General features: G+C 31.4%; 26 protein-coding genes. All 26 read left to right on the forward strand.

Annotated features, from left to right (window positions below):
- The first annotated feature begins 2 nt into the window (after window positions 1–2).
- Window positions 3–1,880 (forward strand): heparinase II/III domain-containing protein, encoded by a 1,878-nt coding sequence (locus tag ABJ974_RS04030; protein WP_419870102.1) that lies wholly within the window; start codon window positions 3–5, stop codon window positions 1,878–1,880.
- Window positions 1,880–3,115 carry a glycosyltransferase family 4 protein gene (locus ABJ974_RS04035; protein WP_419870103.1) on the forward strand — a complete coding sequence of 412 codons (1,236 nt, stop codon included), beginning with the start codon at window positions 1,880–1,882 and terminating at the stop codon, window positions 3,113–3,115. Before ABJ974_RS04030 ends, ABJ974_RS04035 begins: the two co-directional genes overlap by 1 nt.
- 17 nt (window positions 3,116–3,132) lie before the next feature.
- Window positions 3,133–3,738, forward strand: a complete 606-nt coding sequence (locus tag ABJ974_RS04040) for a sugar transferase (RefSeq protein ID WP_419870104.1) — start codon at window positions 3,133–3,135, stop codon at window positions 3,736–3,738.
- Between the two features lie 17 nt (window positions 3,739–3,755).
- Window positions 3,756–4,352 carry an acetyltransferase gene (locus ABJ974_RS04045; RefSeq protein WP_419870105.1) on the forward strand — a complete coding sequence of 199 codons (597 nt, stop codon included), beginning with the start codon at window positions 3,756–3,758 and terminating at the stop codon, window positions 4,350–4,352.
- A gap of 15 nt (window positions 4,353–4,367) precedes the next feature.
- A complete protein-coding gene (locus tag ABJ974_RS04050) occupies window positions 4,368–5,498 on the forward strand; it encodes a DegT/DnrJ/EryC1/StrS family aminotransferase (RefSeq protein WP_419870106.1) in 1,131 nt (376 codons plus the stop codon).
- A 170-nt stretch (window positions 5,499–5,668) separates the two neighbouring features.
- Window positions 5,669–6,235 (forward strand): sugar transferase, encoded by a 567-nt coding sequence (locus ABJ974_RS04055; RefSeq protein WP_419870107.1) that lies wholly within the window; start codon window positions 5,669–5,671, stop codon window positions 6,233–6,235.
- 56 nt (window positions 6,236–6,291) lie between these two features.
- Window positions 6,292–6,714, forward strand: a complete 423-nt coding sequence (locus ABJ974_RS04060) for a sugar 3,4-ketoisomerase (RefSeq protein ID WP_419870108.1) — start codon at window positions 6,292–6,294, stop codon at window positions 6,712–6,714.
- A complete protein-coding gene (locus tag ABJ974_RS04065; RefSeq protein ID WP_419870109.1) occupies window positions 6,692–7,111 on the forward strand; it encodes a sugar 3,4-ketoisomerase in 420 nt (139 codons plus the stop codon). The genes ABJ974_RS04060 and ABJ974_RS04065 overlap by 23 nt, the downstream gene beginning before the upstream one ends.
- Window positions 7,104–7,589: an acyltransferase gene (locus ABJ974_RS04070; RefSeq protein ID WP_419870110.1), complete on the forward strand. Its 486-nt coding sequence runs from the start codon at window positions 7,104–7,106 to the stop codon at window positions 7,587–7,589. Before ABJ974_RS04065 ends, ABJ974_RS04070 begins: the two co-directional genes overlap by 8 nt.
- 8 nt (window positions 7,590–7,597) lie before the next feature.
- Window positions 7,598–8,701, forward strand: a complete 1,104-nt coding sequence (locus tag ABJ974_RS04075; RefSeq protein WP_419870111.1) for a DegT/DnrJ/EryC1/StrS family aminotransferase — start codon at window positions 7,598–7,600, stop codon at window positions 8,699–8,701.
- Window positions 8,698–9,975 (forward strand): O-antigen translocase, encoded by a 1,278-nt coding sequence (locus ABJ974_RS04080; RefSeq protein ID WP_419870112.1) that lies wholly within the window; start codon window positions 8,698–8,700, stop codon window positions 9,973–9,975. Before ABJ974_RS04075 ends, ABJ974_RS04080 begins: the two co-directional genes overlap by 4 nt.
- 1 nt (window position 9,976) lies before the next feature.
- Window positions 9,977–11,038 carry a glycosyltransferase gene (locus ABJ974_RS04085; RefSeq protein WP_419870113.1) on the forward strand — a complete coding sequence of 354 codons (1,062 nt, stop codon included), beginning with the start codon at window positions 9,977–9,979 and terminating at the stop codon, window positions 11,036–11,038.
- 96 nt (window positions 11,039–11,134) lie between these two features.
- Window positions 11,135–13,477 carry a GumC family protein gene (locus ABJ974_RS04090; protein ID WP_419870114.1) on the forward strand — a complete coding sequence of 781 codons (2,343 nt, stop codon included), beginning with the start codon at window positions 11,135–11,137 and terminating at the stop codon, window positions 13,475–13,477.
- Window positions 13,478–13,502: 25 nt separating this feature from the next.
- A complete protein-coding gene (locus ABJ974_RS04095) occupies window positions 13,503–14,573 on the forward strand; it encodes an EpsG family protein (RefSeq protein WP_419870115.1) in 1,071 nt (356 codons plus the stop codon).
- Between the two features lie 16 nt (window positions 14,574–14,589).
- Window positions 14,590–15,426 carry a glycosyltransferase family protein gene (locus ABJ974_RS04100; RefSeq protein WP_419870116.1) on the forward strand — a complete coding sequence of 279 codons (837 nt, stop codon included), beginning with the start codon at window positions 14,590–14,592 and terminating at the stop codon, window positions 15,424–15,426.
- Window positions 15,423–16,133 (forward strand): glycosyltransferase family 2 protein, encoded by a 711-nt coding sequence (locus ABJ974_RS04105; RefSeq protein WP_419870117.1) that lies wholly within the window; start codon window positions 15,423–15,425, stop codon window positions 16,131–16,133. Before ABJ974_RS04100 ends, ABJ974_RS04105 begins: the two co-directional genes overlap by 4 nt.
- 2 nt (window positions 16,134–16,135) lie before the next feature.
- A complete protein-coding gene (locus ABJ974_RS04110) occupies window positions 16,136–16,687 on the forward strand; it encodes a DapH/DapD/GlmU-related protein (protein WP_419870118.1) in 552 nt (183 codons plus the stop codon).
- The gene (locus ABJ974_RS04115; protein ID WP_419870119.1) at window positions 16,684–17,817 is read left to right on the forward strand and encodes an NAD-dependent epimerase/dehydratase family protein; all 1,134 of its coding nucleotides are present in this window, start codon (window positions 16,684–16,686) and stop codon (window positions 17,815–17,817) included. The genes ABJ974_RS04110 and ABJ974_RS04115 overlap by 4 nt, the downstream gene beginning before the upstream one ends.
- A gap of 45 nt (window positions 17,818–17,862) precedes the next feature.
- On the forward strand, window positions 17,863–18,852 hold the full coding sequence (locus tag ABJ974_RS04120; RefSeq protein ID WP_419870120.1) for a glycosyltransferase family protein: 990 nt from the start codon (window positions 17,863–17,865) through the stop codon (window positions 18,850–18,852).
- A 79-nt stretch (window positions 18,853–18,931) separates the two neighbouring features.
- Window positions 18,932–19,876 (forward strand): sugar transferase, encoded by a 945-nt coding sequence (locus ABJ974_RS04125; RefSeq protein ID WP_419870121.1) that lies wholly within the window; start codon window positions 18,932–18,934, stop codon window positions 19,874–19,876.
- Window positions 19,877–19,905: 29 nt separating this feature from the next.
- Window positions 19,906–21,108: an alpha-amylase family protein gene (locus tag ABJ974_RS04130; RefSeq protein ID WP_419870122.1), complete on the forward strand. Its 1,203-nt coding sequence runs from the start codon at window positions 19,906–19,908 to the stop codon at window positions 21,106–21,108.
- Between the two features lie 58 nt (window positions 21,109–21,166).
- The gene (rfbC, locus tag ABJ974_RS04135) at window positions 21,167–21,712 is read left to right on the forward strand and encodes a dTDP-4-dehydrorhamnose 3,5-epimerase (protein ID WP_419870123.1); all 546 of its coding nucleotides are present in this window, start codon (window positions 21,167–21,169) and stop codon (window positions 21,710–21,712) included.
- A gap of 93 nt (window positions 21,713–21,805) precedes the next feature.
- On the forward strand, window positions 21,806–23,122 hold the full coding sequence (gene rimO / locus ABJ974_RS04140; RefSeq protein ID WP_419870124.1) for a 30S ribosomal protein S12 methylthiotransferase RimO: 1,317 nt from the start codon (window positions 21,806–21,808) through the stop codon (window positions 23,120–23,122).
- Window positions 23,123–23,470: 348 nt separating this feature from the next.
- On the forward strand, window positions 23,471–24,094 hold the full coding sequence (locus ABJ974_RS04145; RefSeq protein ID WP_419870125.1) for a hypothetical protein: 624 nt from the start codon (window positions 23,471–23,473) through the stop codon (window positions 24,092–24,094).
- 29 nt (window positions 24,095–24,123) lie between these two features.
- Window positions 24,124–24,840, forward strand: coding sequence for a hypothetical protein (locus ABJ974_RS04150; RefSeq protein WP_419870126.1), 717 nt, complete (start codon window positions 24,124–24,126; stop codon window positions 24,838–24,840).
- A 353-nt stretch (window positions 24,841–25,193) separates the two neighbouring features.
- On the forward strand, window positions 25,194–25,565 hold the full coding sequence (locus ABJ974_RS04155; RefSeq protein WP_419870127.1) for a septal ring lytic transglycosylase RlpA family protein: 372 nt from the start codon (window positions 25,194–25,196) through the stop codon (window positions 25,563–25,565).
- Window positions 25,566–25,614 lie beyond the last annotated feature (49 nt).

Consider the following 25,614-nt stretch of genomic DNA (forward strand, 5'->3'; position numbering starts at 1 on the left):
CATTGAGTAAAATTAGTCAACTTTATCAGCTCTATAATAATATGGGAATACGATATATAAATTATTGTATTGGTCATGAAGTAGAGAAAAAACTTGGAATCTTAAAGAGGAAACACCCCACTGTTCTTCCATTGAAAAACTATATTTCATTAGAAGAATGGAGAAATTTAAAAAATCTGTTTTTGATTGAAGCAAGAGAAAATTTATCTTTTCCTAAAAACAATTCGGATATTTTAAAAAAGAAAGGTGAACGAATACTTAGAGGGGAACTTCTTTTTTTTAATGCTAACTGGATTAATATAGGAAGAGATTATGATTGGATTACCAATCCTTCTAATGGATATCAATATGATATTACAAAGCATTGGTCGGAAATTCCGGATATGTCGGAAGAAGCGGGTGATATAAAATTTGTTTGGGAAAAATCTAGGTTTTCTTACTTGTTAACACTTATTAGATATGATTATAGTTTTGATCAGGATCTAAGTGAATATGTGTTTTCTGAGATAGAAAGTTGGATAGCAGCCAATCCTATCAACAAAGGTCCTAATTGGCGCTGTAGCCAGGAGATATCTCTAAGAATGTTTAACTGGTGCTTTGCTCTATATTATTATCAACATTCCACTGCTTTAAATGAAGAAAGATGGCAAAAAATTCAGGAGGTAATATTTGCATCTCTCCATCATGTTTACCATCATATCAATTTTTCACGTATAGCAGTTCGTAATAATCATGCCATTACGGAGACATTATTTTTAACACTTTCTAATATATTGTTTCCTTTTATACCTGAGACGGTAAATTGGTCAAAAAACGGGCTTAAATGGTTTGAAGAAGAAATTGATTATCAAATATATAATGACGGAACTTTTCTGCAATTTTCAATGAATTATCATCGTGTAGTAGTTCAATTATTATCATTTGCGATCTCAGTATATACAAAAAATGGACAGAAATTTTCTGGATTTGTATACGAAAAGGCATATAAATCGGTTAATTTTTTGTATCAATGCATGCAAGATGAGAATGGTTGGCTTCCCAATTATGGTTCAAATGACGGAGCTTTATTTTTCCCCCTGGCAGATACGGATTACCGAGATTATCGCCCACAGTTGAATACCCTGTATCATATCTTGACCAATGAATTACTCTTTGAGGATCAATATATTATAGAAGATTTATTATGGAATGGAAAAGTCACTAATAACGAGAAATTATTTTCTAATATAAATAAAATAGAAGGAATCCAGGAATTTAGTATAGGTGGTTATTATCTTTGCCGGAATAAGGAATACTTTACCTTCATTAGATGTGGTAATCACAAAGATAGGCCCGCGCAAGCAGATAATTTACATATTGATATTTGGTATAAAGGTTATAATATTTTAAGAGATTCTGGAACCTATAAATATAATACTGACACGGAAAAATTGAAGTACTTTATGGGGTCTGAATCTCATAATGTTGTAATGATTAATGATGGATCCCAGATGTTAAAAGGAGGACGATTTATATGGTATTATTGGACTCAGAAGGTGTATGCAGAATGGAAAGAAACTAACGAAGAATATATTTTTAAAGGTAAAATAAAAGCTTTTCAGTATATAAATAAAAAAGCAACTCAGAAAAGAGAAATCAGAATATCTAAAAAAGCTATTCAGTGGATTATAAAGGATGAGATGAAAAATTTAGAGAGATGTTCAATGAAACAAATCTGGCATCTGAACAATTCACATCTTACTATAGAGTCGAAAGGAAAAACTTTATTAGAGTTTGACTCATATAATTCTGATTATTATGGAAGCTATACAAATGAAAAATCTGCCTATTTTAATTTTGATACTAAAATTTCAACAACTTTAACATTAACATCATTATAATGCGAATACTTTTATTACATCAGTATTTTTTAGAAGACGACGATCCGGGAGGTTCCAGATGGAATGAAATGACTAAAACATGGACTTCTCAAGGTCATGAAGTAACCGTCATTGCAGGCATGATGCATTATAATGGTCTTTCTAAAAGAGATGAATATAAGAATAAATACTTTGTAAAGAAAAAGCAAGGCAATGTAGATGTATATCGTACTCATGTATCTGAATCATATAACAATGGATTTTTGGGACGCCTTTGGGGCTATTTTTCTTTTATGTTCTCATCATTATGGGCGGGACTTTTTAAAGTAGGAGGAAAGTTTGACGCGGTTGTGGTAACTTCTCCTCCGTTGTTCGTAGGTGGATCTGGATATTTGATATCCAGATTCAAAAGAATCCCTATGATCTTTGAAATTAGAGATTTATGGCCTGAATCTGCTATTGATACGGGTGTACTTACTAATAAATGGATTATAAAGTTAGCCTATTGGTTTGAAGCATTTATTTATAAAAAAGCTAGGTTAATTAATGTTTTAACACCGGCCTTTTTTAAAACCTTAAATGAAAAGAAAGGAGTTAGTGAAAAGAAATTGATTATGATTCCCAACGCTGCCGATTTTTCTCTTTCGGAAGAAGTACTGGAAAGTTTTGATCGTAAGTTATTTAGAAAGGAACATGGTCTGGAAGGTTATTTTGTAATCACGTATGTTGGGGCTCATGGAGTGGCTAATCATTTAGAACAAATTTTAGATGCAGGAAAAAAACTGGAAGATACTAAGGTATTGTTTTTATTGATAGGACAAGGGATGGAAAAAGAAAGACTGAAACAGAAAGCGGTAAATATGGAAGTGAAAAATGTAGTTTTTTTAGATCCTGTTCCTAAAAAAGAAGTATTCAAGTATATATTGGCTTCAGAAATGGGAGCATCTGTTTTAAAGAAAGTGGATACCTTCAAAACGGTTTATTCTAATAAATCTTTTGATTATTTTTCATGTAAAAAACCAATTCTAATGGCTATAGACGGGGTATCTCGAGAATTAGTTGAAGATGCCCAAGCAGGAACTTATGTAGAACCGGAAAACGCAGAAGAATATGATAGAATAATAAGAATGTATTTAGATGAACCTTTGCGATTAAAAGAAGAAGGAGAGAATGGATATCAATACGCTAAAATGAATTTTGATAGAGAAATATTAGCAAATAAATATTTAGAAGCTATTAAAAAAATTGTGAATTGATCTAGATTAAAAAATAAATGTATAAGAATTTTTTTAAACGTCTATTGGATTTCATAATTGCTTTTGTGGGCCTGATTATTCTGTCACCTATTTTTATTATTGTGATGGTGGGTTTATACTTTGCTAATGAAGGGAAACCTTTCTTCTTTCAGGCGCGTCCGGGCTTACATGAAAAAATCTTTAAAATCATCAAGTTTAAAACAATGAATGATAAAAAAGATGTTGATGGAAACTTATTATCTGATGCAGAACGTTTGACATCCATTGGAGCTTTTGTACGCAAAACCTCTTTAGATGAACTTCCTCAGTTAATTAATGTTTTGAAAGGAGATATGGCGATTATAGGTCCCCGTCCTTTACTGCCGCAATATTTGCCTTTATACAATGAAACACAGAAGAGACGCCATGAAGTGAGACCCGGAATTACAGGCTGGGCACAGGTGAATGGGAGAAATGCCATTTCCTGGACCAAAAAATTTGAGCTGGATGTCTGGTATGTAGATAATCTTTCATTTCTTACCGACTGTAAAGTGTTTTTTACTACCTTTAAAAAAGTTTTCAAAAGTGAAGGTATCAGCCAGGAGGGACAGGTAACCACGGAAGCCTTTAACGGAAAAAACTAATTTAAATAAATAAGAATATGTATTTGTATGGAGCAAGTGGTCATGGAAAAGTAGTAGCGGAAATTGCGGAAGAAAATGGCTATACAATAGAAGCATACATTGATGAAGATTTATCTAAAAAAGAACTGTTAGGATATTCAATTATTCATGAAATTCCTAAAGAAAATATTGAAGTAACCATTTCTATTGGTAATAACAAAACCCGTAAAAAAATTGTCACGGATCATCCTGATTTCAAATATAATATCCTTTCTCACCCTAGGGCTATAATTTCTGTAAGAGCAAGTATTGGGGAGGGAACGGTAGTAATGCCGGGAGCAACCATTAACTCTGAATCAAGAATCGGAAGACACTGTATTATTAATACCAATGCCTCTATAGACCACGATTGTATAGTTCATGATTTTGCACATATTTCTCCCAATGCAGCCTTGGCAGGAGGTGTTGAAGTAGGAGAAGGAACTCATGTCGGAATTGGAGCAAGTGTTATTCAGGGAGTGAAAATCGGAAAATGGTGTATAATAGGAGGAGGCGCTGTTATTATAAAAGATATTCCTGATGGAGCAACTGTTGTTGGAAATCCTGGGAAAATAATTAAAATAAACGATTTGTAATTAAATAATCTAGCTATGAACTCTAAGATATGGCTTTCTTCACCTCATATGGGAGGAGGTGAACTTAAATACATCCATGAAGCTTTTGAAGCCAATTGGGTAGCTCCTTTAGGTCCGAATGTAGACGGATTTGAACATGATCTCGAAAACTTTTTAAATGAAAATGTAAAGGTAGCAGCTTTATCAGCAGGAACAGCGGCTTTACATTTAGCATTGGTAGAATGTGGAGTGGAACATGGTGACGAAGTGATCTGCCAGTCCATGACATTTTCCGCATCAGCCAATCCCATTGTTTATCAGGGGGCAAAACCTGTTTTTGTAGACTCTGAAAAAGATACATGGAATATGTGTCCGGAAGCTTTACAGCAGGCGATAGAAGACAGGATTTCCAAAGGTAAAAAACCTAAAGCAATAATCATCGTTCACCTTTATGGTATGCCGGCTAAAATGGATGAAATTTCGGCTATTGCAGCAAAATATGATATTCCTATCATTGAAGATGCAGCGGAAGCCTTGGGTTCCCGATACAAAGGAAAAACCTGCGGTACTTTTGGCCGTTTTGGGGTATTGTCTTTTAATGGAAATAAAATCATAACGACCTCTGGTGGTGGAGCGTTGGTTTGCCATAGTGAGGAAGATAAAGTGAAAACTGTATTTTTATCCACCCAAGCAAGGGATAATGCTCCTCATTACCAGCATTCCCACATAGGCTATAACTATAGAATGAGTAATATTACAGCAGGAATAGGACGCGGGCAGATGGAAGTGCTAAAAGATCGGGTGGATGCGCGTAGGAAAGTACATGAATTTTATGTAGAACTTTTTAGAGAGATAGATGGAGTGGAGGTTCTTTCGGAAACAGGTCCTGATTTTTATTCCAATCATTGGTTATCAGCTATTTTAGTAAATAAAGAGATCACGGGGAAAACGCGTGAAGATCTTAGATTGGCTTTTTTAGAAGATAATATAGAATCCAGACCGCTGTGGAAGCCTATGCATATGCAGCCTGTTTTTGCTGATGCCCCTTATTATGGAGACAAGGTGGCAGAACATTTATTTGAAAATGGTTTGTGCTTACCTTCCGGATCCAATCTTAAAGAAGAAGAAAAAGAGAGAATAGCGAAAATTGTTAAAAAAATATTTTAATAATTCTAATTAATATAAAAATCTGCTTTATTTTAAAATTTAAAGCAGATTTTTTCTTTTATATCAATTAAAGATGCTTCCTTTTTAAATTACAGATGTTGTCAAAAAAATGCATATAAGTTCCTATACAGAACTTATTTTATATATTTGCCAATAATTCAAAAGATGGTGTGAAAAAGTATCCTTTGTGGAAAGCCTTGATGGATTACGGAGTATCATTGATTGCTCTTTTAGTTCTGGGCCCGATCTTAATTATATTAATAATCTTGGCATCTGTAGATACAGGAGGTTTTGGCGTTTTTACCCAAAAGAGAATAGGTAGAAACGGAGTTCCTTTTGTTATTTATAAATTTCGGACATACGATATAAAGAATACCCAGAAAACTAAAATGGGAAAATGGCTGCGGAAAACAAAAATGGATGAACTTCTTCAGTTGATTAATATTATAAAAGGAGATATGTCTTTGGTGGGTCCCAGACCTGATCTTCCGGGTTATTATGATAAGCTGGAAGGAGAGGATCGTCTTATCCTTCAGCTAAAGCCGGGTATCACGAGCGAAGCGGGAATTAAGTACCGGAATGAAGAAGAACTTTTGAATAGGCAGGAAAATCCTCTGAAATATAACGATGAGGTCATTTTTCCGGATAAAGTAAAAATGAATTTGGAATATTATTATAATCTTTCTTTTAAAAGAGATATATTGATCATGTGGAAGACCTTTTCGGTTTTTGTATAATTGATCAATAGGGTGTTATAATAATGAATATATTTGTTTAGTACATAAATTTGACTATGAGGAATTCCAAACCAGAATTAATATATCTTCCTAAAATACTTGATAAAAGAGGTAATTTATCTTTTTATGAGTATCCGAATCAGCTACCCTTTGAAATTTCCAGAACATATTGGATTTATGACGTGCCTGGGGGAGAAGTAAGAGGTAGCCATGCTTTTAAAGAACAGCAGGAATTTATTGTGGCTTTGTCGGGAAGCTTTGATGTAATTTTAAATGATGGAAAAAATGAATCGAGGTATTCTCTAAATAGATCTTATTCAGGATTGTATATTCCCAAGATGTATTGGAGAAGGATAGAAAATTTTTCGACAAATTCCCTTGCATTGATTGTATCGGATCGATTATATGATGAAACTGACTATATTAGGGATTTTGAAGAGTTTAAAAAATTAAGAAATGAGGAAAATTTCAGTCTTTGATTGCTCTGTAATTGATTTGGGTAAAATTAATTTTGAGGAAGGAAATTTAACTGTTGTTGAAAATAGTTCAAGTTTTCCATTTGATGTTAAAAGAATATTTTATCTATATGATATAGCTGGAGGGGAAAGCCGAGGAGCACATGCGCATAAAGAATGTCATCAGTTCTTGATTGCTGCGAGTGGAAGTTTTGAAGTAAGTTTGGATGATGGTCAATATAAAAGGCAGGTATTTCTTAATCGGCCTAATTTAGGATTGCATATTCCTCCTGGAATTTGGGCTTCTGAAGTTAATTTTTCCTCCGGAGCTATTTGCCTGGTACTGGCTTCACATACTTACAATGAGTCGGATTATATAAGAAATTATGAAGAGTATTTAAAAATTGTAAATAATGAGTAATATTCATCCCCTATCAGATGTCCAAAGTGAAAATATTGGTGATGATACTAGAGTTTGGCAATATTGTGTAATATTAACAGATGCTGTTATAGGCAATAACTGTAATATCAATTGTCATGTTTTTATTGAAAATGATGTTGTAATAGGAAACAATGTAACCATTAAGCCTGGAGTCCAAATTTGGGATGGTGTAACAATAGAAGATAATGTTTTTATTGGTCCTAATGTAACATTTACTAATGATTTAGTTCCTAGATCTAAAAAATATCCTGAAGTTTTTGCTAAAACTCTTATTAAAAGAGGTGCTTCTATTGGAGCTAATGCAACTGTTATAGCTGGTAATACTATTGGAGAGAATGCTTTAATAGGTGCGGGGAGTGTTGTTACCAAAAATGTTCCTGCAAATACAGTTTGGTTTGGAAATCCTGCTAAACAAAAAGGTGAAATAGATGAAAATGGCAAAATTATTTATACATAATTATAAAAATGATTAAATTCCTAGACTTACAAAAAATAAATCTTGTTCATCAGAGAGAGATAGAAGAAAGAATAATAAATACTTTTCGCTCCGGATGGTATCTTTTAGGAGATGAAGTGAAAACTTTTGAGGAAAACCTATTGAAATATATAGGATCAAAATATGCTATAGGAGCTGCCAATGGACTAGATGCATTAAGGTTAATTTTTCGGGCTTATATTGAGCTGGGAATTATGAAGCCCGGGGATGAGGTTATTGTACCTGCTAACACTTATATCGCTTCTATCCTGGCCCTTACGGATAATGGATTAGTTCCTGTTTTGGTAGAGCCGGATGTTAGAAATTATAATATTGATATATCAGGAATAGAAAAAAAAATCTCAGAAAAAACAAAAGGGATTCTTATCGTCCATCTATATGGAAGAACTGTTTTTTCTCAAGAATTAAAGAATATAGCTCAGAAATATAACCTCAAAATTGTAGAAGATAATGCACAGGCCATAGGATCGGAGTGGAAAAAAATTAAGACGGGAAATTTGGGAGATGCAGCAGGATTTAGTTTTTATCCGGGTAAAAACTTAGGAGCTTTAGGAGATGCTGGTGGAATAACAACTAATGATGAAGAATTATCTAAGGCCATTAGAGCTTTAGCTAATTATGGTTCTAATCAGAAATATATTAATATTTATAAGGGTCTTAATTCCAGATTAGATGAAATACAGGCTTCTGTTTTAGATATTAAATTAAAATATATAGATGAGGAGAATCAAAAAAGAAGACAAATTGCTAAAAGATATACAAAGGAAATTATAAATTCTGAAATTATTTTACCTGAATTTCCAGAAGATGAAAATGAGCATGTTTGGCATTTATTTGTAATCAGAACCAAGCAACGAGAAAAGCTGCAAAATTATCTTACAGAGAATAAAATTCAGACTTTAATACATTATCCTATCCCTCCTCATAAGCAGAGGGCGTATAAGGAATGGAATGAGATGAGTTTACCTATTACCGAACAAATTCATAATGAAGTATTAAGTTTACCCATAAGTCCGGTAATGGATGAAAGTGAAGTGGGAGTGGTAATTGAAAAACTGAACTTATTTAAGTGATTACCTTTAAAAGACTAAAATCCAGTAATCTGTTAAAAGTTTTTTCTTTAACGGGTATTTCTACACTGATAAAACTTATTACGAGTTATATTACTGTAAAAGTTTTAGCTGCAGTTATAGGCCCTTCGGGAATTGCTCTTATTGGGCAGTTGCAAAATTTTACAACTGTTTTAATAACATTAGGAGCAGGGGGAATCAATAATGGAGTGGTTAAATATGTTGCAGAGAATAAAGAAAGTGAAAATTCTTTAAGAAAAATTTTAGGTAACGGTTTTAAAATAACCGCTTATTTATCTGCTTTGATAGGATTGATAATTATTTTCTTATCAAAATATTTGAGTAGGTTTATTCTTTTAGATGATGGATATTACTATGTATTTATTTTCTTTGGAATCAGCCTTTTTTTTATTTCAATTAATAACTTTTTCCTTTCAGTTTTAAATGGATATAAAGAGTTTAGAAAATTTGTAATTACTAATATTACTATAAGTATTCTTGGACTCATATTTACAGTTGGCTTAGTAAGCATTTTTAATATTAAAGGAGCTTTGATTGCAACTGTTTCTTACCAAGCAGTTGTTGTTTTTTTTACCGTTATTTATATTAGAAAACTTAAATGGTTTAAAAAAGAATTCTTATGGAGTTCTTGGGAATCCGGAATATTAAAAAAATATGCATACTATTCCTTTATGGCAATTGTTACAGCTATCACAGTGCCTGTAGCTCAACTTATAATTAGACGTTTTTTAATTCATGAATATTCTATGGTAGATGCCGGATATTGGGAATCAATGAATAAGATTTCCGGATTATATTTGATGCTATTTACATCTACCTTTAGTGTTTATTATTTACCTAAGCTTTCAGAGATTAATGAGCAATCCAGATTGAAACATGAGATCCTAAAAGCATATAAAATTTTTACCCCCATATTATTTATAAGCCTTGTTATAATTTTTTTATTAAAAGATATTGTAATTTCTATATTATTTACAAAAGAGTTTTTTCCTGTCAAAGAACTATTTTTATGGCAGCTCCTGGGGGATTTTTTTAAAATAATGAGTTGGATTTTAGCATTTGTAATGGTAGCTAAGTCTATGAGTAAAATTTATATTATTACAGAAATTTTATTTTCAATTTTATATGTGGGCTTAACTTATTTTTTTGTTAAACAGTTTGGAGTGGTAGGAGCAACACAAGCTTATTTTATGAATTATTTTATTTATTTTATAACTATGATAATTCTATTTAAAAATATTTTATTTAAAAAGTAATATGAAAATTTTAATTCCTGTAGTAGGCGTTTTTGGAAAAGCTGGCGGATGGAGAGTTTTGTCAAAATTGGCTAGTGATTGGATAGATGAAGGACATGAAGTAAATTTTTTAGTTTATGAACAAACTTTGGAACCCTATTTTCCTACTAAAGCAAATATTCTTTATTATGATCTAAATGGAAATATTAGAACAAAAAATAATCCGGCGGCGACTTCTCCTTTTTTAGGACCTCTAAAATTGAGATCTGTTTTAATTAAAATATTGAACACTCTAACAGCTGATGTAGTTTTAGCCAATCATTGCTTTTCAGCATATCCAGTGAAGAAATCTAAAATAGAAGCAAAAAAGTTCTATTATATTCAAGCCTATGAGCCAGATTATTATTATAAAAAAGATTTGAAGACCAGAATCTTTAAAAGGATAAGCAAAAAGTCTTATAAATTAGGTCTTAATATGATTGTAAATGCTCCGATGTATTTGAATTATAGAGAAATTAAAACAGATATGTTTGTATTTCCGGGCTTAGATATGCAAAACTATCGGCCAAGCATAGAGAAAACCAACAAGTCCGCATTTATTATAGGAACTATTGGGCGGACTGAAGAATATAAGGGTACAAAGTATATTATTGAGGCATTTAAAATTTTGAGGGAAAAATTGGGTGAAAAAATAGAATTACATGTTGCTTTTGGTGATCCCCATTTAGAAATGGAAGAAGGAATAAAAATATTAAAACCCGATGGTGACGAAAATCTTGCTAAGTTTTATCAGTCTCTTGATACTTATGTTTGTGCTGGTACAGTTCAGTTACAGGCCGTACATTATCCGGTTATAGAAGCCATGGCGTGTAAAATACCGGTTATTACGACAGGATATTTGCCATCCTCATCTTTAAATGCGTGGATCGTTCCTATAAAAAATTCAATAGAAATTGCAAATAAAGTAATTGAAATTATGAATGAAGATTCAAAACAAAAAGTGGAAAAAGCTTATGAAGATGTCAAAATTTTTGAATGGAAGAATGTTTCTTCTAAAATGATAACTTACTTTAATAGGATTTAATAACGGCATTAGGTATCGTTATTCTTGAAGAATCCTACAAATTATAATATATTTGCAAAATTCAAATGGTTTTTTTATATAATATATATTCTACGCATGAAGATAAATAATCAAGACTTTAATTTAAATGAATTATTAGGACCTTATTTAAAGAAATGGCCGTTTTTTTTAATAAGTATGGCTATTATGCTTATTATTTCGTTTTTTTATATAAAATCTAAAGCTCCTGTTTATAAAGTCCAAACTTCAATCTTGATCAAGGATGCTAAAAAGATGTCTTCAGATGTAGGTGATATGAGTATTTTACAGGGAGTACCTGGATTTGGAGGAATGGGAACCAATAGTATTGAAAATGAATTGGAAATTTTACAATCCAAAACTATCATAGAAGATGTAATAAAAGATTTGAAACTTCAGACTCCCATATATGCTAAACAAAGTTTTTATGATATCGAGTTATATAAAGATACTAGTCCTATAAATATAGTTTTGGTAAAAGAAGATGCATATGCGGAGAAACCTAAACAAGATATTAATGTTAAGATTAAAAATGATGGGGTTGTATTATCATCTGGAGAGCTGAAATCAGATATTAATGCTGGCTATGGCCGCTTGATTCGATTACCTTATGCAGATATTATTATTACAAAAAATGAAAATTTTGATAAAAAGAAAGCAGATAGATTAAAACTTGAAGATATTTATTTCAAATATGTAGAATTTGAGGATGCTGTGGAGGATTACCAAAAATCAATGTCTGTGGATTTGCTGGATAAAGATGCTACTGTAATTGGGATTAATATGACCGATCCCAATAAGGATAAAGCTGCAGATGTCTTGAATACGCTTGTAAAGAAATACAATTTATATGCTGTTAATGATAAAAATACAGAGTCAGAAAAGACAAAAAGTTTTATTGATGAAAGGATAGCAATTATTTCAAAAGAGCTTGGAAGTGTAGAATCTGAAAAGCAAAATTTTAAAACAAAAAATCAGATTGTTGATGTTCAAAGTGATGCCAAAATTAATTTGGAAGTTAACCAGGAAGCAAAAAAGAAAATGCTTGAGCTGGATACTCAAATTGAATTGAACAATATGTTGAGTAATTATTTGAATGGACAGTCTTCTTCTCAACTTATTCCTGTGAATGTTGGTTTGGAAAACCCTGTTGCCGTATCCAGTATAAATAATTATAATAAACTAGTTCAGGAAAGAAGTAGATTGTTGGATAATGCAACTCCAACCAATCCAGTAATAAAAGATCTAGATATACAAATTTCTAACCTTCGCCAAAATATAAGGGAGAGTTTATTAAAAGATAAAGGAGCCTTACAAATAAGCCGCAACAATATTTTAAGTGAAAAAATAAAGTCTGCTAATTCGATATCCACGATTCCAGAAAAAGAGCGGGTCTTTAGAAATATTGAGAGGCAGCAGCAAATAAAAGAAAACCTTTTTCTCCTTTTACTACAAAAACGCGAAGAAGCTGCTATATCAATGGCTATAACCTCTAATAAAGCTCGAGTAGTAGATTCTGCATACGCATTAAAAAAGCCTGTGGCTCCAAGGAAAATGTTTATTTTGGGAGGAGCTCTTTTAATCGGATTCCTGTTACCAGCAATATATTTATTAATTAAGGAATTGTTTAATGATAAAATTATTGTAAAAGGTGATATTGAGAAATTGTCCAATATTCCAGTGATTGGAGAGATTCCTAAAACATTAAAGAAATCTGATCAATTAATTAAAAATAATGATTTATCTCCTTTGGCAGAGTCATTTAGAATCTTGATAACCAATCTTCGTTTTATATTGCGTAAAAATGATAATGCTAAAACCATAATGGTAACTTCTTCCATGAAAGGAGAAGGAAAAACTTTTGTATCGGTAAATTTGGCATTGGCCTTAACTACTCCGAACAAAAAGGTTTTGGTTATAGGAAGCGATATAAGGAATCCACAATTACAAAGGTATAATCCCTCAATGAAAGTGGCTCGGGGATTAACGGAATATTTAAATTCTGATGTTAAAGATATAAATGAAATTATCCATCCCAGTGGTTTTATTTCAGGTACGGATTTTATTTATTCAGGAGCAATTCCTCCAAATCCCACAGATTTATTACAGAATAATAAATACGAAGATTTACTGAATGAAGTGAGAGATAGATATGATTATATTATTTTGGACACAGCCCCTTTGATGCCAGTTACTGATTCTTTCTTAATTGCACACCTAGCTGATGCCACAGTATATGTAGTTAGATCCGAAATATCTATGAAGAGCTACATGGATTTTGCCAATAAAAATACAGAAAATAAAAATCTGAAGAATCCGGTATTTGTTGTAAATGATATAAGAAAAACAAATTTTGCTTATGGAAACCAGTATGGATATTCAAATGAAGAAAAAAAGTGGTGGCATTTTTTAAGAAAATAGTACCGAAGGATTAATATACACTGTAATGGCATACTATATTATTTTCCTCTTTTCAGGCATATTGTCTTTTATTGCAGACTTTAAATATAAAAAGACATTATGTATTATACTTGCAATTGTTCTCTCGGTTTTTGCAGGAACACGGTTTGGCATTGATAGTGACTACTATATGTATCTTAAGACAATGAGATACATAGAACCTACAGCATCTGATTTTGCAGGACGAGATGTATCTCTGGAATGGTGTATGTTTGTAATTCCACATTTCTTTAAAATATTCTTTAATGATAATATTGAAGTGGCTAAAGCTTCTTTTTTATTATTTGCTGTTTTAGGAGTTTGTTTTAAGATTACAGCTATAGTAAAATATTCAGAATTTATTTTTCTCAGTGTTTTATTATATATAGGTAATCTTTATCTAATGCATGAAATGACTACTATAAGGGCCGGTGTGGCAGCAGGTATCTTTTTGTTATCCATTAAGAATATTGAAAATAGAGAATACATTCCTTTTTTTATAAAATTTTTACTTTGCTTCTTTTTCCATTCTTCAAGTATAGTATTTTTCATTCCTTGGCTTTTATTTACACTAAAAGTAAATATTAAATATTATTATGTTTTAGTAATAATATCATTTATACTTGTTGTTCTTAATATTAATCTTCTTACGGTTTTGATGTTGGACAAGATTTTTCCTAGAGTAAAACTTTATATAGAGGTAATGGAATGGCTGAAAGAAGATCAGGTTAATATTTTTAATTTTAGAATGTTATTTGCATTATTAGTGTTGGGGTTGTTTGCTCTCTTTTATGTAAAGCTAAAAGATATTAAATATTTTGATTTACTTTTTAAAACACATATGATTTCTGTTTCACTTTTCTTAATATTAAGTGTGTCAGGAGCTCAGGTGTTTTCTATAAGAACATTTGAAATGTATTCTGTAATACAGATACTGCTTTATCCAATGATAGTTCATATTTTCTCTGCAAAAACAAAAATTGTTGGATGGATGATTATAATTGTATTTTCTTGTATTCAAATTTATTATTTAGTAGATGTTGCAGGGATTTTTAAGGATTATAGATCTTGGATATGAAAAAAAATACTTATTAATGATTTTATTTGGAATAGTTTGTTTTAGAGAGAATTATAAAGATACCATCACGTATAGGGATTTGGTCAAATCTTTTATTCATGATAATATTTCTATGAGGGAAATACTTAATGTATTTATTTTTGACAATACGGACTTTGCTGATTGGAAAGTGAATGTATCGAATAATAATGAAGAAAATGTAAATGTCTCTTATTTTCATGACCCTAGTAATCCTGGAATTTCTTTTGCATATAATAAAATAGCGCAATTTGCTAAAGAAAATACATTTGATAATGTTGTATTCTTGGATCAGGATACAAAGCTACCATTAGATTTTTTTTATCAGTATAAACGGTTTGAAAAGAAGAATAAAGATATTGGAGTACCAAAAATTTACGAAAAAGATAAACTTATCTCGCCGAGCAAATATAAGGCCTATAGATCTTCATTTTATAATGAAATTTTGGAAAGTCAGTTGCCAATAGAAGGGAATTCATGTATAAACTCTGGTATACTCATAAGAACTGATTTTTTTTATGAAGTAGGTGGGTATAATGAACGATTAAGATTAGACTTTTGTGATCATGAATTTATAGGAAGGATAAAAAATTATGTAAGATATTTAAATATAATTCCGGTGAAATTAAAACAAAACTTTTCCACCAATACGAATTCAAAGGAAAAGGCTTTGTTCCGATATAAATTATTTATAACGGATATGAAAGTTTTTAAAAATATTCATAATAAATTCTTAGTGACTTTATTTGTGGATTTACCCCATCTAATAAGGCTTTCTCTGCAATATAAAAGTTTTTTGTTTGTAAGGGAAAGATTTTTAAAAAATGATAAATGAAGATATCTGTTTGTTTAGCCACTTATAATGGTGAAAAATATATTACGGAACAATTGAAATCTATATTAACTCAGTTGGGAGAGGATGATGAAATTATAATTTCTGATGATAACTCATCTGATAAAACTATTGAAATAATAAATGGGTTTAATGATAAAAGGATAAAGATATTACAGAATAAAGATAAAGGAATTACAAAGAATTTTGAAAACGCTTTAAAGAATGCTAGTGGGGATTATTTGTTTTTATCAGACCAGGATGATGTATGGCTTCCCCAGAAAGTGTTTTATTCTTTGAAAGGACTGGAATATTATGATTTAGTAGTGACTAATTGTAAGGTGACTGATGAAAATCTTAATATAATTAATCAATCTTACTTTGATTTGAATAACTCAAGGAGTGGCTTTTTGAAAAATTTTTATAGAAGTTCTTATTTAGGGTGCTGTTTGGCTTTTAAGAAAGAAATGCTTACCGATATTTTGCCCATTCCTCGAAACCTTTATTTATATCATGATTGGTGGATTGGTTATTTAGCAGATATTAAATATAAGGTTAAGTTTATTGATGTACCGTGTTTATTATATAGAAGGCATGATTTTAATATGTCCACAACCGCTAAGGGTTCTAAACGGAATCTTCTTTTTAAAGTAAGAGACCGGTTTCAATTACTTTATTTAGGTAGTCTTAGGTTATTAAAAATTCTATAAGTATGATTAGAAAATTCTTTTGGATATTGAGGGCTTTGCTTTATAAACCCTTTTTTGGAAAATTTGGAATGATATCTTATATAGGTAAGCCTCTTTTTATTAAAGGATCCAAAAATATTTTTATTGGGAAGAATGTTAGAATTTATCCCCACTTAAGAATTGAAACTCATGAAAAAGGGAAAATTATTATTGAAGATAATGTAGCAATCGGACAAAATGTTCATATAACATCAGCATCTAACTTATATATAGGGGAAAACTCTACTATCTTGGCAAATACTTTTATCACAAATATTGATCATGAATATGAAGAGATCGGAAAACATATTTTGAATCAGCCAATTATTATCAAAGAAACAAAAATCGGAGAAAACTGTTTTATAGGCATTGGAGTGGCTATTCAGGCAGGAACAATTTTGGGAAAACAATGTATTGTGGGATCAAATTCAGTAGTGAGAGGTATTTTTCCAGACTATTGCGTAATTGTTGGTTCCCCAGCTAAAATAGTTAAAACATACAATTTTGAAAAACAAAAATGGGAAAAAATAGAATGAAAAAAATATTAATAACAGGTGGAGCGGGTTTTATCGGATCCCGAGTTGCTTTAAAATTAATTGAGAAAGGATATTTAGTAACAGTTCTTGATAATTTATCAGTGCAAATACACGGAGATAAACCCGAAGAAACATCTCCTTTATACCAATCGATTTTAGGAAAATTAGACTTTATAAACGGTTCTGTCACTAATATGTCTGATTGGGAAAAAGCTATTAAAGAACAGGATGCGGTTATCCATATGGCAGCAGAAACAGGTACCGGTCAGAGCATGTATTGTATAGAAAAATATGTAAATGTCAATAGCTTAGGAACAGCCAATCTTTTGGATATCTTAGCAAATAAGGAAAACCAAATACAAAAAGTAATTATTCCTTCTTCCAGAGCAATTTATGGGGAAGGAAAGTATCTACATCCTATCTTAGGAGCAGTATATCCGTCTTCTAGAAAAGAACAAGATATGTTAGCGGGCAATTTTGAAGTCAAATATTCGGATGATAAAGATTTGCAATTAGTACCTACAGACGAAAATTCCAAAATTCATCCATCTTCCTTATATGGAATTACAAAATATAATCAGGAACAAATGATTATGACTGTTTGCCCTTCATTGAATATCAATGCTGTTGCGTTGAGGTACCAAAATGTATATGGTCCGGGTCAATCCCTATCAAATCCTTATACCGGAATTCTTTCTATTTTTTCTACTCAGATTCTTAATAGGAATGAAATTAATATTTTTGAAGACGGAAAAGAAAGTAGAGACTTTGTTTATATAGATGATGTAGTAGATGCTACTATTCTGGCGTTGGAAAAAGATGAAGCGAATAATCAGGTATTTAATGTGGGCACTGGAATACCCACCGATGTTGTAAATGTTGCAAAAACTTTGGTTAAAGAATACAATATTGAAGTACCCTTTAAAATAACTGGGAACTTTAGAATAGGAGATATACGACATAATATAGCCGATATCTCAAAGATTGAAACATTATTGGGATATAGTCCTAAAATATCCTTCTCGGAAGGAATTCAAAAGTTTTGTTCATGGGTACTTGAACAGGAAGTATATGAGGATAATCTAGAAAAATCCTTACAGGAAATGAAAGAAAAAGGATTATATAAATAATTAAGAAGAAACACACAAATGATATTAACGAACAAACGGATTTTAATGTTTTCAAATGCATTTTTTGATTATGAAAAATTCATAGTTGAAAAGCTTCGGCATAGAGGTGCAATTGTTAAATTTTATGATGAGAGACCTTCTAATACGACTTTTGTAAAGGCAATTATTAGAGTAAACAAAAGCTTTTTAAAAGGTAAAATAGACAGGTATTATAGAAATATCTTAGAAGAAATCCGGGAAAAAAAATATGATATTCTTTTTCTCATTAAAGGAGAGGTAATGCCTCGCTTCTTTATAGAAGAACTAAAAAGACATGATTCTGATATTCAGTTGTTCTATTACAACTATGATTCTTTTTTTAATAATCCTAATGCAATTGAAATTTTGCCTTTATTTGACCATAAATTTACCTTTGATACTTATGATGCAGCGAAGTATAATCTGAAGTTTCGACCTTTATTTTATGTTGATTTGTATGAAAGGAAAAATATGAATAATGAAGATAAAGTAAAAAATGATGTTGTATTTATAGGAACGGCCCATTCTGACCGATATAAAATTGCTGAAGAAGTTAAAAGACAGATAGAAGCATTGGGAGGAATAGCTTATAATTATTATTATATCCAAGGAAAGTTGATATATTGGTATAAGAAAGTTTTTGATAAGTCATTTTCTGATTTTGAATATAGAAAACTATCCTTCAATAAGTTAAACCATAGAGATGTTGTTGGTCTCTATAATAATTCAAAATGTGTTCTAGATATTAATCATCCTCATCAAACGGGACTGACAATGAGAACTTTTGAAGCATTAGGAGCGGGTAAGAAGTTAATTACAACTAATCCTGAAGTAAAAAAATATAGTTTTTATAATCCTCAAAATATATTAGTAATTGATAGAAAAAGAGTAGAAATTGACAAAGAGTTCCTTAATGGAGCTGTTTGTGAAATTTCTCGGGAAGATTTGTACACCATGTCACTAGATGGTTGGATTGATGACATTTTTTTAGCAAGAAAAGCAAAGTATTTAGGATGAAGATGCTCCTTAATATTTTTATGTCAATTAATATTTTTTACTTTTGTTCAATTATTAAAATCACCCGTAAGGTAATTTAATGAAAATCACAACTTATAAAAAAAATAAATATAGGTGCCTTTTTATTAATGTTAGTAGTATTTCGGCTAAACTTTTTGAAGACGATGTCTTTAATAAAAATTATAAAGCGATCACATATAATTCTGAAAAAGCAAATAGAAGTGTTTTTGAATACATTCATAAGCTAAATATAAGAACTATAATTATAGAAAATTCTGATGTAAAACAATTACCAGGAAATCTTACTAATGCTTTAATAGAAGCTCGTATAAATGGAGTCAGAGTCTATGAAGCTCATACATTTTATGAACACATAAATAAAAGAATTCCCTTAGTTAAATTTAAAAGTGATAATTATTTGTCAGATAATGTATTTGCAATAGGCCTTTCGAAATTATCACTTAAAATCAAAAGATTTTTTGATATACTATTTTGTATTATGCTCTTACCTTTAGTTTTACCTATTGTAATTATATCAGGTATTGCTGTATTATTAACGTCTAAAGGTGGAATCTTTTTTACTCAGGATAGAGTGGGATTAAATTCTAAAATTTTTAAAATTTACAAACTGCGGACAATGCGTAAAGAGCATAGTGGAAAGTTTACTTCTAAAGATGATTTTCGGATAACATCTGTAGGGAAAATTCTAAGAAAAACAAAGGTTGATGAACTTCCCCAACTTTTTAATGTTCTTAAAGGTGATATGAGTTTAATAGGACCCAGACCTGAGAGACCTGAATATGTAGATATATCTAATACTGAAAATGCTTATTTTGACCTACGACATTTAGTTAAGCCTGGTGTAACAGGATGGGCACAGGTTTATTTACCGAAGGCTACTCCTAAAGATAACTTGAAGAAATTAGAATATGATTTATATTATATTAAAAATTATTCCCTCTTATTAGATTTGCAAATTTTATTGAAAACGATAAAGGTGATATTGACCTTGAATAGTAATTAATTTGTAATTTGGCTGAAATCCATCTATTTATGAAATTAAGAAAAATAATTTTTTTTATATCCTGTTTTCTTTTTAATATTTTGTTATGTCAAAATAAAAATATTCCTATTTTGGCTTTTCATGGGGTCCCTCCTGGAGAATTTTCAACAAAGGAGCAATTTCAGAAAATGAAAGAAGTTGGAATAAATATTTCTTATACGGACTTTAGTAATAAAGAAGATATTTTAAAGGCATTAGATGCATCTTTGGCTGCTAATACGAAATTAATGTTTAACATTGAAAATGTTCAGACAGATACTGAAGAGATTGTAAGACTTGTTAAGGATCATCCTGCTTTATACGGGTACGGTCTTGTTGATGAACCTGGACCACATCAATTTACTCATTTAAAAGAGCTTATTCTAAAAATAAGAAAGATTGATAAAAGCCATAAAATTTATGTGAATTTATTTCCTAATTATGTTTCTACATCTTTAATAGACGGGCTTAGTTATAAAGATTATCTAGCTAAATATCTTAAAGAAGTTCCTGTAGATTTTTTATCGTTTGATTATTATCCTATTGTTAACAATCAAGTAAGAGAAAGTTGGTACTCTAATTTGGAAGATGTGAGAAATATAACTTTAAAAAATGGAATGGATTTTTGGGCTTTTGCCTGTTCTACGATTCATTATAATTATTTACAACCTACAGTAGAGGGAATAAGACTTCAACAATTTGGGAATTTACTTTATGGAGCAAAAGCCTTACAATATTTTACTTATTGGACGTTAACGTATGCGGATGTTTGGATAAAAGAAAAATATGGTTATTCCATAGTAGATGATAGAGGATTACCTACACCTACTTATAATGTAGTTAAAACAGTTAATGAAGAAATTCAGCGCTTAGCATGGTTTTTTTCAGGAGCAAAGTCTGAACAAGTGTTTCATACAGGAAACAATATTCCAGAAGGTACTGTTAAGTTGAGTTCAATTCCTAAACAGTTTTCTATATTTTCTACTGAAGGTAAGGATGCACTCATCTCATATATGTCAAATGAGAATAAAAATTTTGTGATTGTTCAGAATAAGTCCTTATATGAAAATATACAATTAACATACAAACCAAAACAATCACTGAAAAAAGTGAATAATGACTCCGGAAAGGAATCTATATCACTTTTATCTTCAAAGAAGTATAATGATATTATTTTACCTGGAGATATACTTATCTTTGTAGAAGAAAAATGACATATTTAAAATCAATATTTTTTATAGAAGAAGATTTTGATAAAAGAAATAGTAAAAAATGAAAATAAAAGAAACCCCTTTAAAAGACTGCTATATAATAGAACCTACTGTTTTTGAAGATGACAGAGGATATTTCTTTGAAAAATATAACGAAAAAAGATTTGAAGAACTTACAGGTATGAATGGTCATTTCGTACAGGATAATATTTCAAAATCTTCTTTTGGTGTGCTGAGAGGAATACACTTACAGAAAGGAGAGCATGCGCAGGCCAAATTGGTTTCTTGTCTGGAAGGAAAAGTTTGGGATGTTGCGGTGGATCTTAGAGAAGATTCCCCTACATTCGGTAAATGGTTCGGAATAGAGCTCACTGCGGAAAATAAATTACAGTTATATGTTCCGAGAGGATTTGGACATGGTTTCTCTGTATTGACTGAAACCGCGGTATTCTCTTACAAATGCGATAACTTTTATAATAAAGAATCCGAAGGAAGTGTAAGGTATAATGACAAAGATCTTAATATAGACTGGAAAATAGAAGAAAAAGATATGGTCTTATCAGATAAAGATCAAAATGCTCCCGATTTTAAAGCTAAAAATTATTAGAAACATATTGAAAGCCATCTGATTAAGATGGCTTTTATTTTTTGAAGAGGAGAGTTTAATATTTTGTATCTTTGGCCACTCAAAATCAAAAGGATGCGTACAAAGTCGGTAGGTAAAAAGAAAATCAATATTGTAACACTTGGGTGTTCCAAAAATGTTTATGATTCTGAAGTTTTAATGAGTCAGCTTAAAGCCAATGGTAAAGAAGTGGTTCATGAAGACAGGGGAGATATCGTTGTAATAAATACCTGTGGATTTATTGATAACGCCAAGGAAGAATCCATCAATACCATTCTTGACTTTGTAGAAGCTAAAAACAGAGGAGAAGTAGAAAAGGTTTTTGTAACCGGATGCCTTTCCGAAAGATATAAGCCGGACCTGGTTAAAGAAATACCAGATGTTGACCAATATTTTGGAACAAGAGATTTACCGGTTCTTTTGAAACATCTAGGAGCCGATTACAAGCATGAACTGGTGGGGGAAAGGCTTACAACTACTCCAAAACATTATGCATATCTGAAAATTTCAGAAGGTTGTGACAGGCCATGCTCTTTCTGTGCTATTCCCTTAATGCGTGGAGGACACATATCCACACCTATTGAAAAGCTTGTATCCGAAGCACAGAAATTAGCAAAAGCAGGAACAAAAGAACTTATACTGATTGCCCAGGATCTTACTTACTACGGATTGGATATATATAAAAAGAGAGCATTAGGAGATCTTTTGAAAGAATTGGTTAAAGTAGAAGGAATCGAATGGATACGTCTTCACTATGCCTTCCCTAGTGGATTTCCCGAAGATGTTCTGGATATTATCCGTGAAGAGCCGAAAGTTTGTAACTATATAGATATTCCCCTTCAACATATCAATTCCGATTTGTTGAAATCCATGAAAAGAGGAACAACACACGAAAAAACAGATGCCTTATTGGCTAAATTCAGGGAGAAAGTGCCTGATATGGCTATAAGAACTACCCTGATCGTTGGTTATCCCGGAGAGACAGAAGAAAAATTTCAGGAATTAAAAGACTGGGTGAAAGAGCAAAAGTTCGATAGATTGGGATGCTTTACTTATTCTCATGAAGAGAATACGACGGCTTATGTATTGGAGGATGATATTCCACAGGAAGTTAAAGAAGCCAGAGTAGAGGAAATCATGGAATTGCAGTCTCAGATCTCCTGGGAAAAGAATCAGACCAAAATAGGAAATATATACAAATGTATATTTGACAGAAAAGAAGGGAACTACTTTATCGGTAGGACAGAATACGATTCTCCTGATGTTGATAACACCGTTTTGGTTCCTGCAGAGGACACTTATGTCTCAATAGGAGAATTTGCTGATGTCAGAATTACTTCAGCAGAAGAATTTGATTTATATGGTGAGTTAGTGGAGATAAATGAATTTTAATGTGCTGTAAATGAATAGTTTAAGTTTTTGTGTATGAGAATTATTCATTTTTTTTATTACAGATTTTTATTTTTAAAAAATTATACATTAAATTTGCCCCATACTTAGTTTTCAATTAATGTGAAATACTATATAATTGAATTTTTTCAGTTCAAATGTATATGACGCCCAAGTTGGGATAGATAAGATAAAAACCGGGAAATCAGATTAAGTAGGGATATTTTATATTTAATTAAAAAAAACGCACAAGTTGGGATAAGAAACAAACTCTATGTATAGAGAAAATTGTTGATGAAAAATAATTTTAAATTTTAAAAACTTATGAAAAAATTTTTATTTACGGCGACTATGCTCGTTTGCTTTTCAGTGATCTCGAAAGCTCAACAGAGAGGAGTTGGTATTAACACCACATCGCCGGCAGCTACTTTGGATGTTGCTGCAAATACATCCAACAACAGTATGCCAGATGCTGTATTAGTTCCTAGAATGACTGCTGATCAGTTAATCGCAAAAGATAATACATCAGGTACTTATGGTGCCGATCAAAATGGTGCTATCGTTTTCATTACTTCAGGTACAGGTAATACTACCAGAACTTCTAAAATTACAGGTGCTGGGTTCTACTATTTTGATAGTACTGTTCCGGAATGGAAAACAATAGCTGGAATAGCCCCTTCTTCAAATACTGTTACCAACATTACTGCAGAACAGACTTCTAGTTATACTGCTCTTGCAACAGATGACATTATCCTATTAAATGTTAACTCTTCAGGAACTACTTTAACTTTACCTACATCAGGTATTTCAGTTGGAAAAAAACTGTATGTAACTAATAAAGGTAACAATAGTGTAGATATTTCCCCATTACCAAGAGAAGGTCAAAACCAAAACATTCCTGCACAACAGGGGGTAATCCTTGTTTATGTAGGAGGTACCGGAGCTGGATCTTGGTCCTTAATTAGTGGATTCTAATAATCATGTTTAATCTTAAGATACAAATAATGAGCAATTATAAATTTGTTTTTGTCCTAATGCTGTCCGCAGTAGGATTTTCCCAAGCCCAGGTAAGAATTGTAAATTCAATCAACAATTCAGCGGCACCAAGCAGTTCGGCATTTATTGATGCGTCTTCAAACTCTACAACAAATGCAACTACCAATGTAGGAAAAGGTTTGATTTTCCCTAGAACGGATTTGACCACCTTTACAACATTTAGTGGTACTCCTACAGGGATTGCAACTTCATATCCTACCCGTTTTGACGGTATGATCGTATATAACACAGCTACAAGTGGTGTAGCAGGTGTAGGTTCAACACAAGGAACTTTAACAGCAGGGTACTGGTATTATGATAATAAATCTACTACAGTTAACGGAGGAACATGGAGACCAGTTTCCAGCGCTACTTCAAGTGCAGTGAATATCCTTACTACAGAAACTGTTACCAATACATTAGTAAATAGTGCACAGGTATATGCTATTAAAGGAACATTCACAGCAACAGGAAGCTCTACAGCAGTAGATATTCCTGCACCTACAGGAATGACAGCCCTTTATGGAATTACCATCTATAAAGCAGGTACCAATACAGTATATTCAAGAGATCTTTACTCTTATACTATAGCTACTACAGCAGGTAATGCAATTACAGGTTCACCGACTGTTTCAGTAGTTTATCCGGCAGGAACATATGATTATGTGTTGGAATACCTTAAATAGTTAGATAGACTTACTTATCTTTAAAATTATTATAAATGGAAACCGTTGGAAGCTTTTTCAACGGTTTTTTTATGGGTTTGAAGAAGAGAGGTGGTTGATGCTTAATGTATTGATTATTAGGTGGTTTTAATATTTTTTAACATAGTAATTATGTCTTATTTAGTTAATTAAATTAACTTTTTAATACTTTTTTTAACGTTTTTTAACACTACCTTTGAAACTCCCTATTATCAGTACTTTATAAGGTTTTTTAACAAATGTTTTTGTTTTATTTAACTATTGTTAACAATTGGACTCTTGATTTTACAAGATTCCTGATACATTTGCTCCGTCAAAACCAATAAATATTCAAAGTGATGAAAAGATTCATTCTCGTAATCATAATGATGATTTCAACCTTAGGTATTTATTCTTTTACGAATAATACCTTAAATGCGAAAAAAACAAGTTATGCATCGTTCTACCACGATAAGTTTAACGGTAGGAAAACAGCAAGCGGGGAAATTTTTGATAACTCTAAATTTACTGCTGCTAACAGAACGCTTCCATTTGGGACTAAAGTGAAAGTTACCAATTTAAAAAATGGAAAAGAAGTAATTGTAAGGATTAATGATAGAGGTCCTTTCCATGCTTCAAGAGTTTTAGATATTACTAAAGCTGCGTTCAGTGAAATCGGAAATACCGATCTGGGTACCATTCCGGTTTCTTATGAAATTGTCGACTAAAATTTATGATTTAAAAAGAAAGCCAACTGATAAAGTTGGCTTTCTTATT

This window comes from Chryseobacterium sp. CT-SW4, from assembly GCF_048572715.1.
Taxonomy (GTDB): Bacteria; Bacteroidota; Bacteroidia; order Flavobacteriales; family Weeksellaceae; genus Chryseobacterium.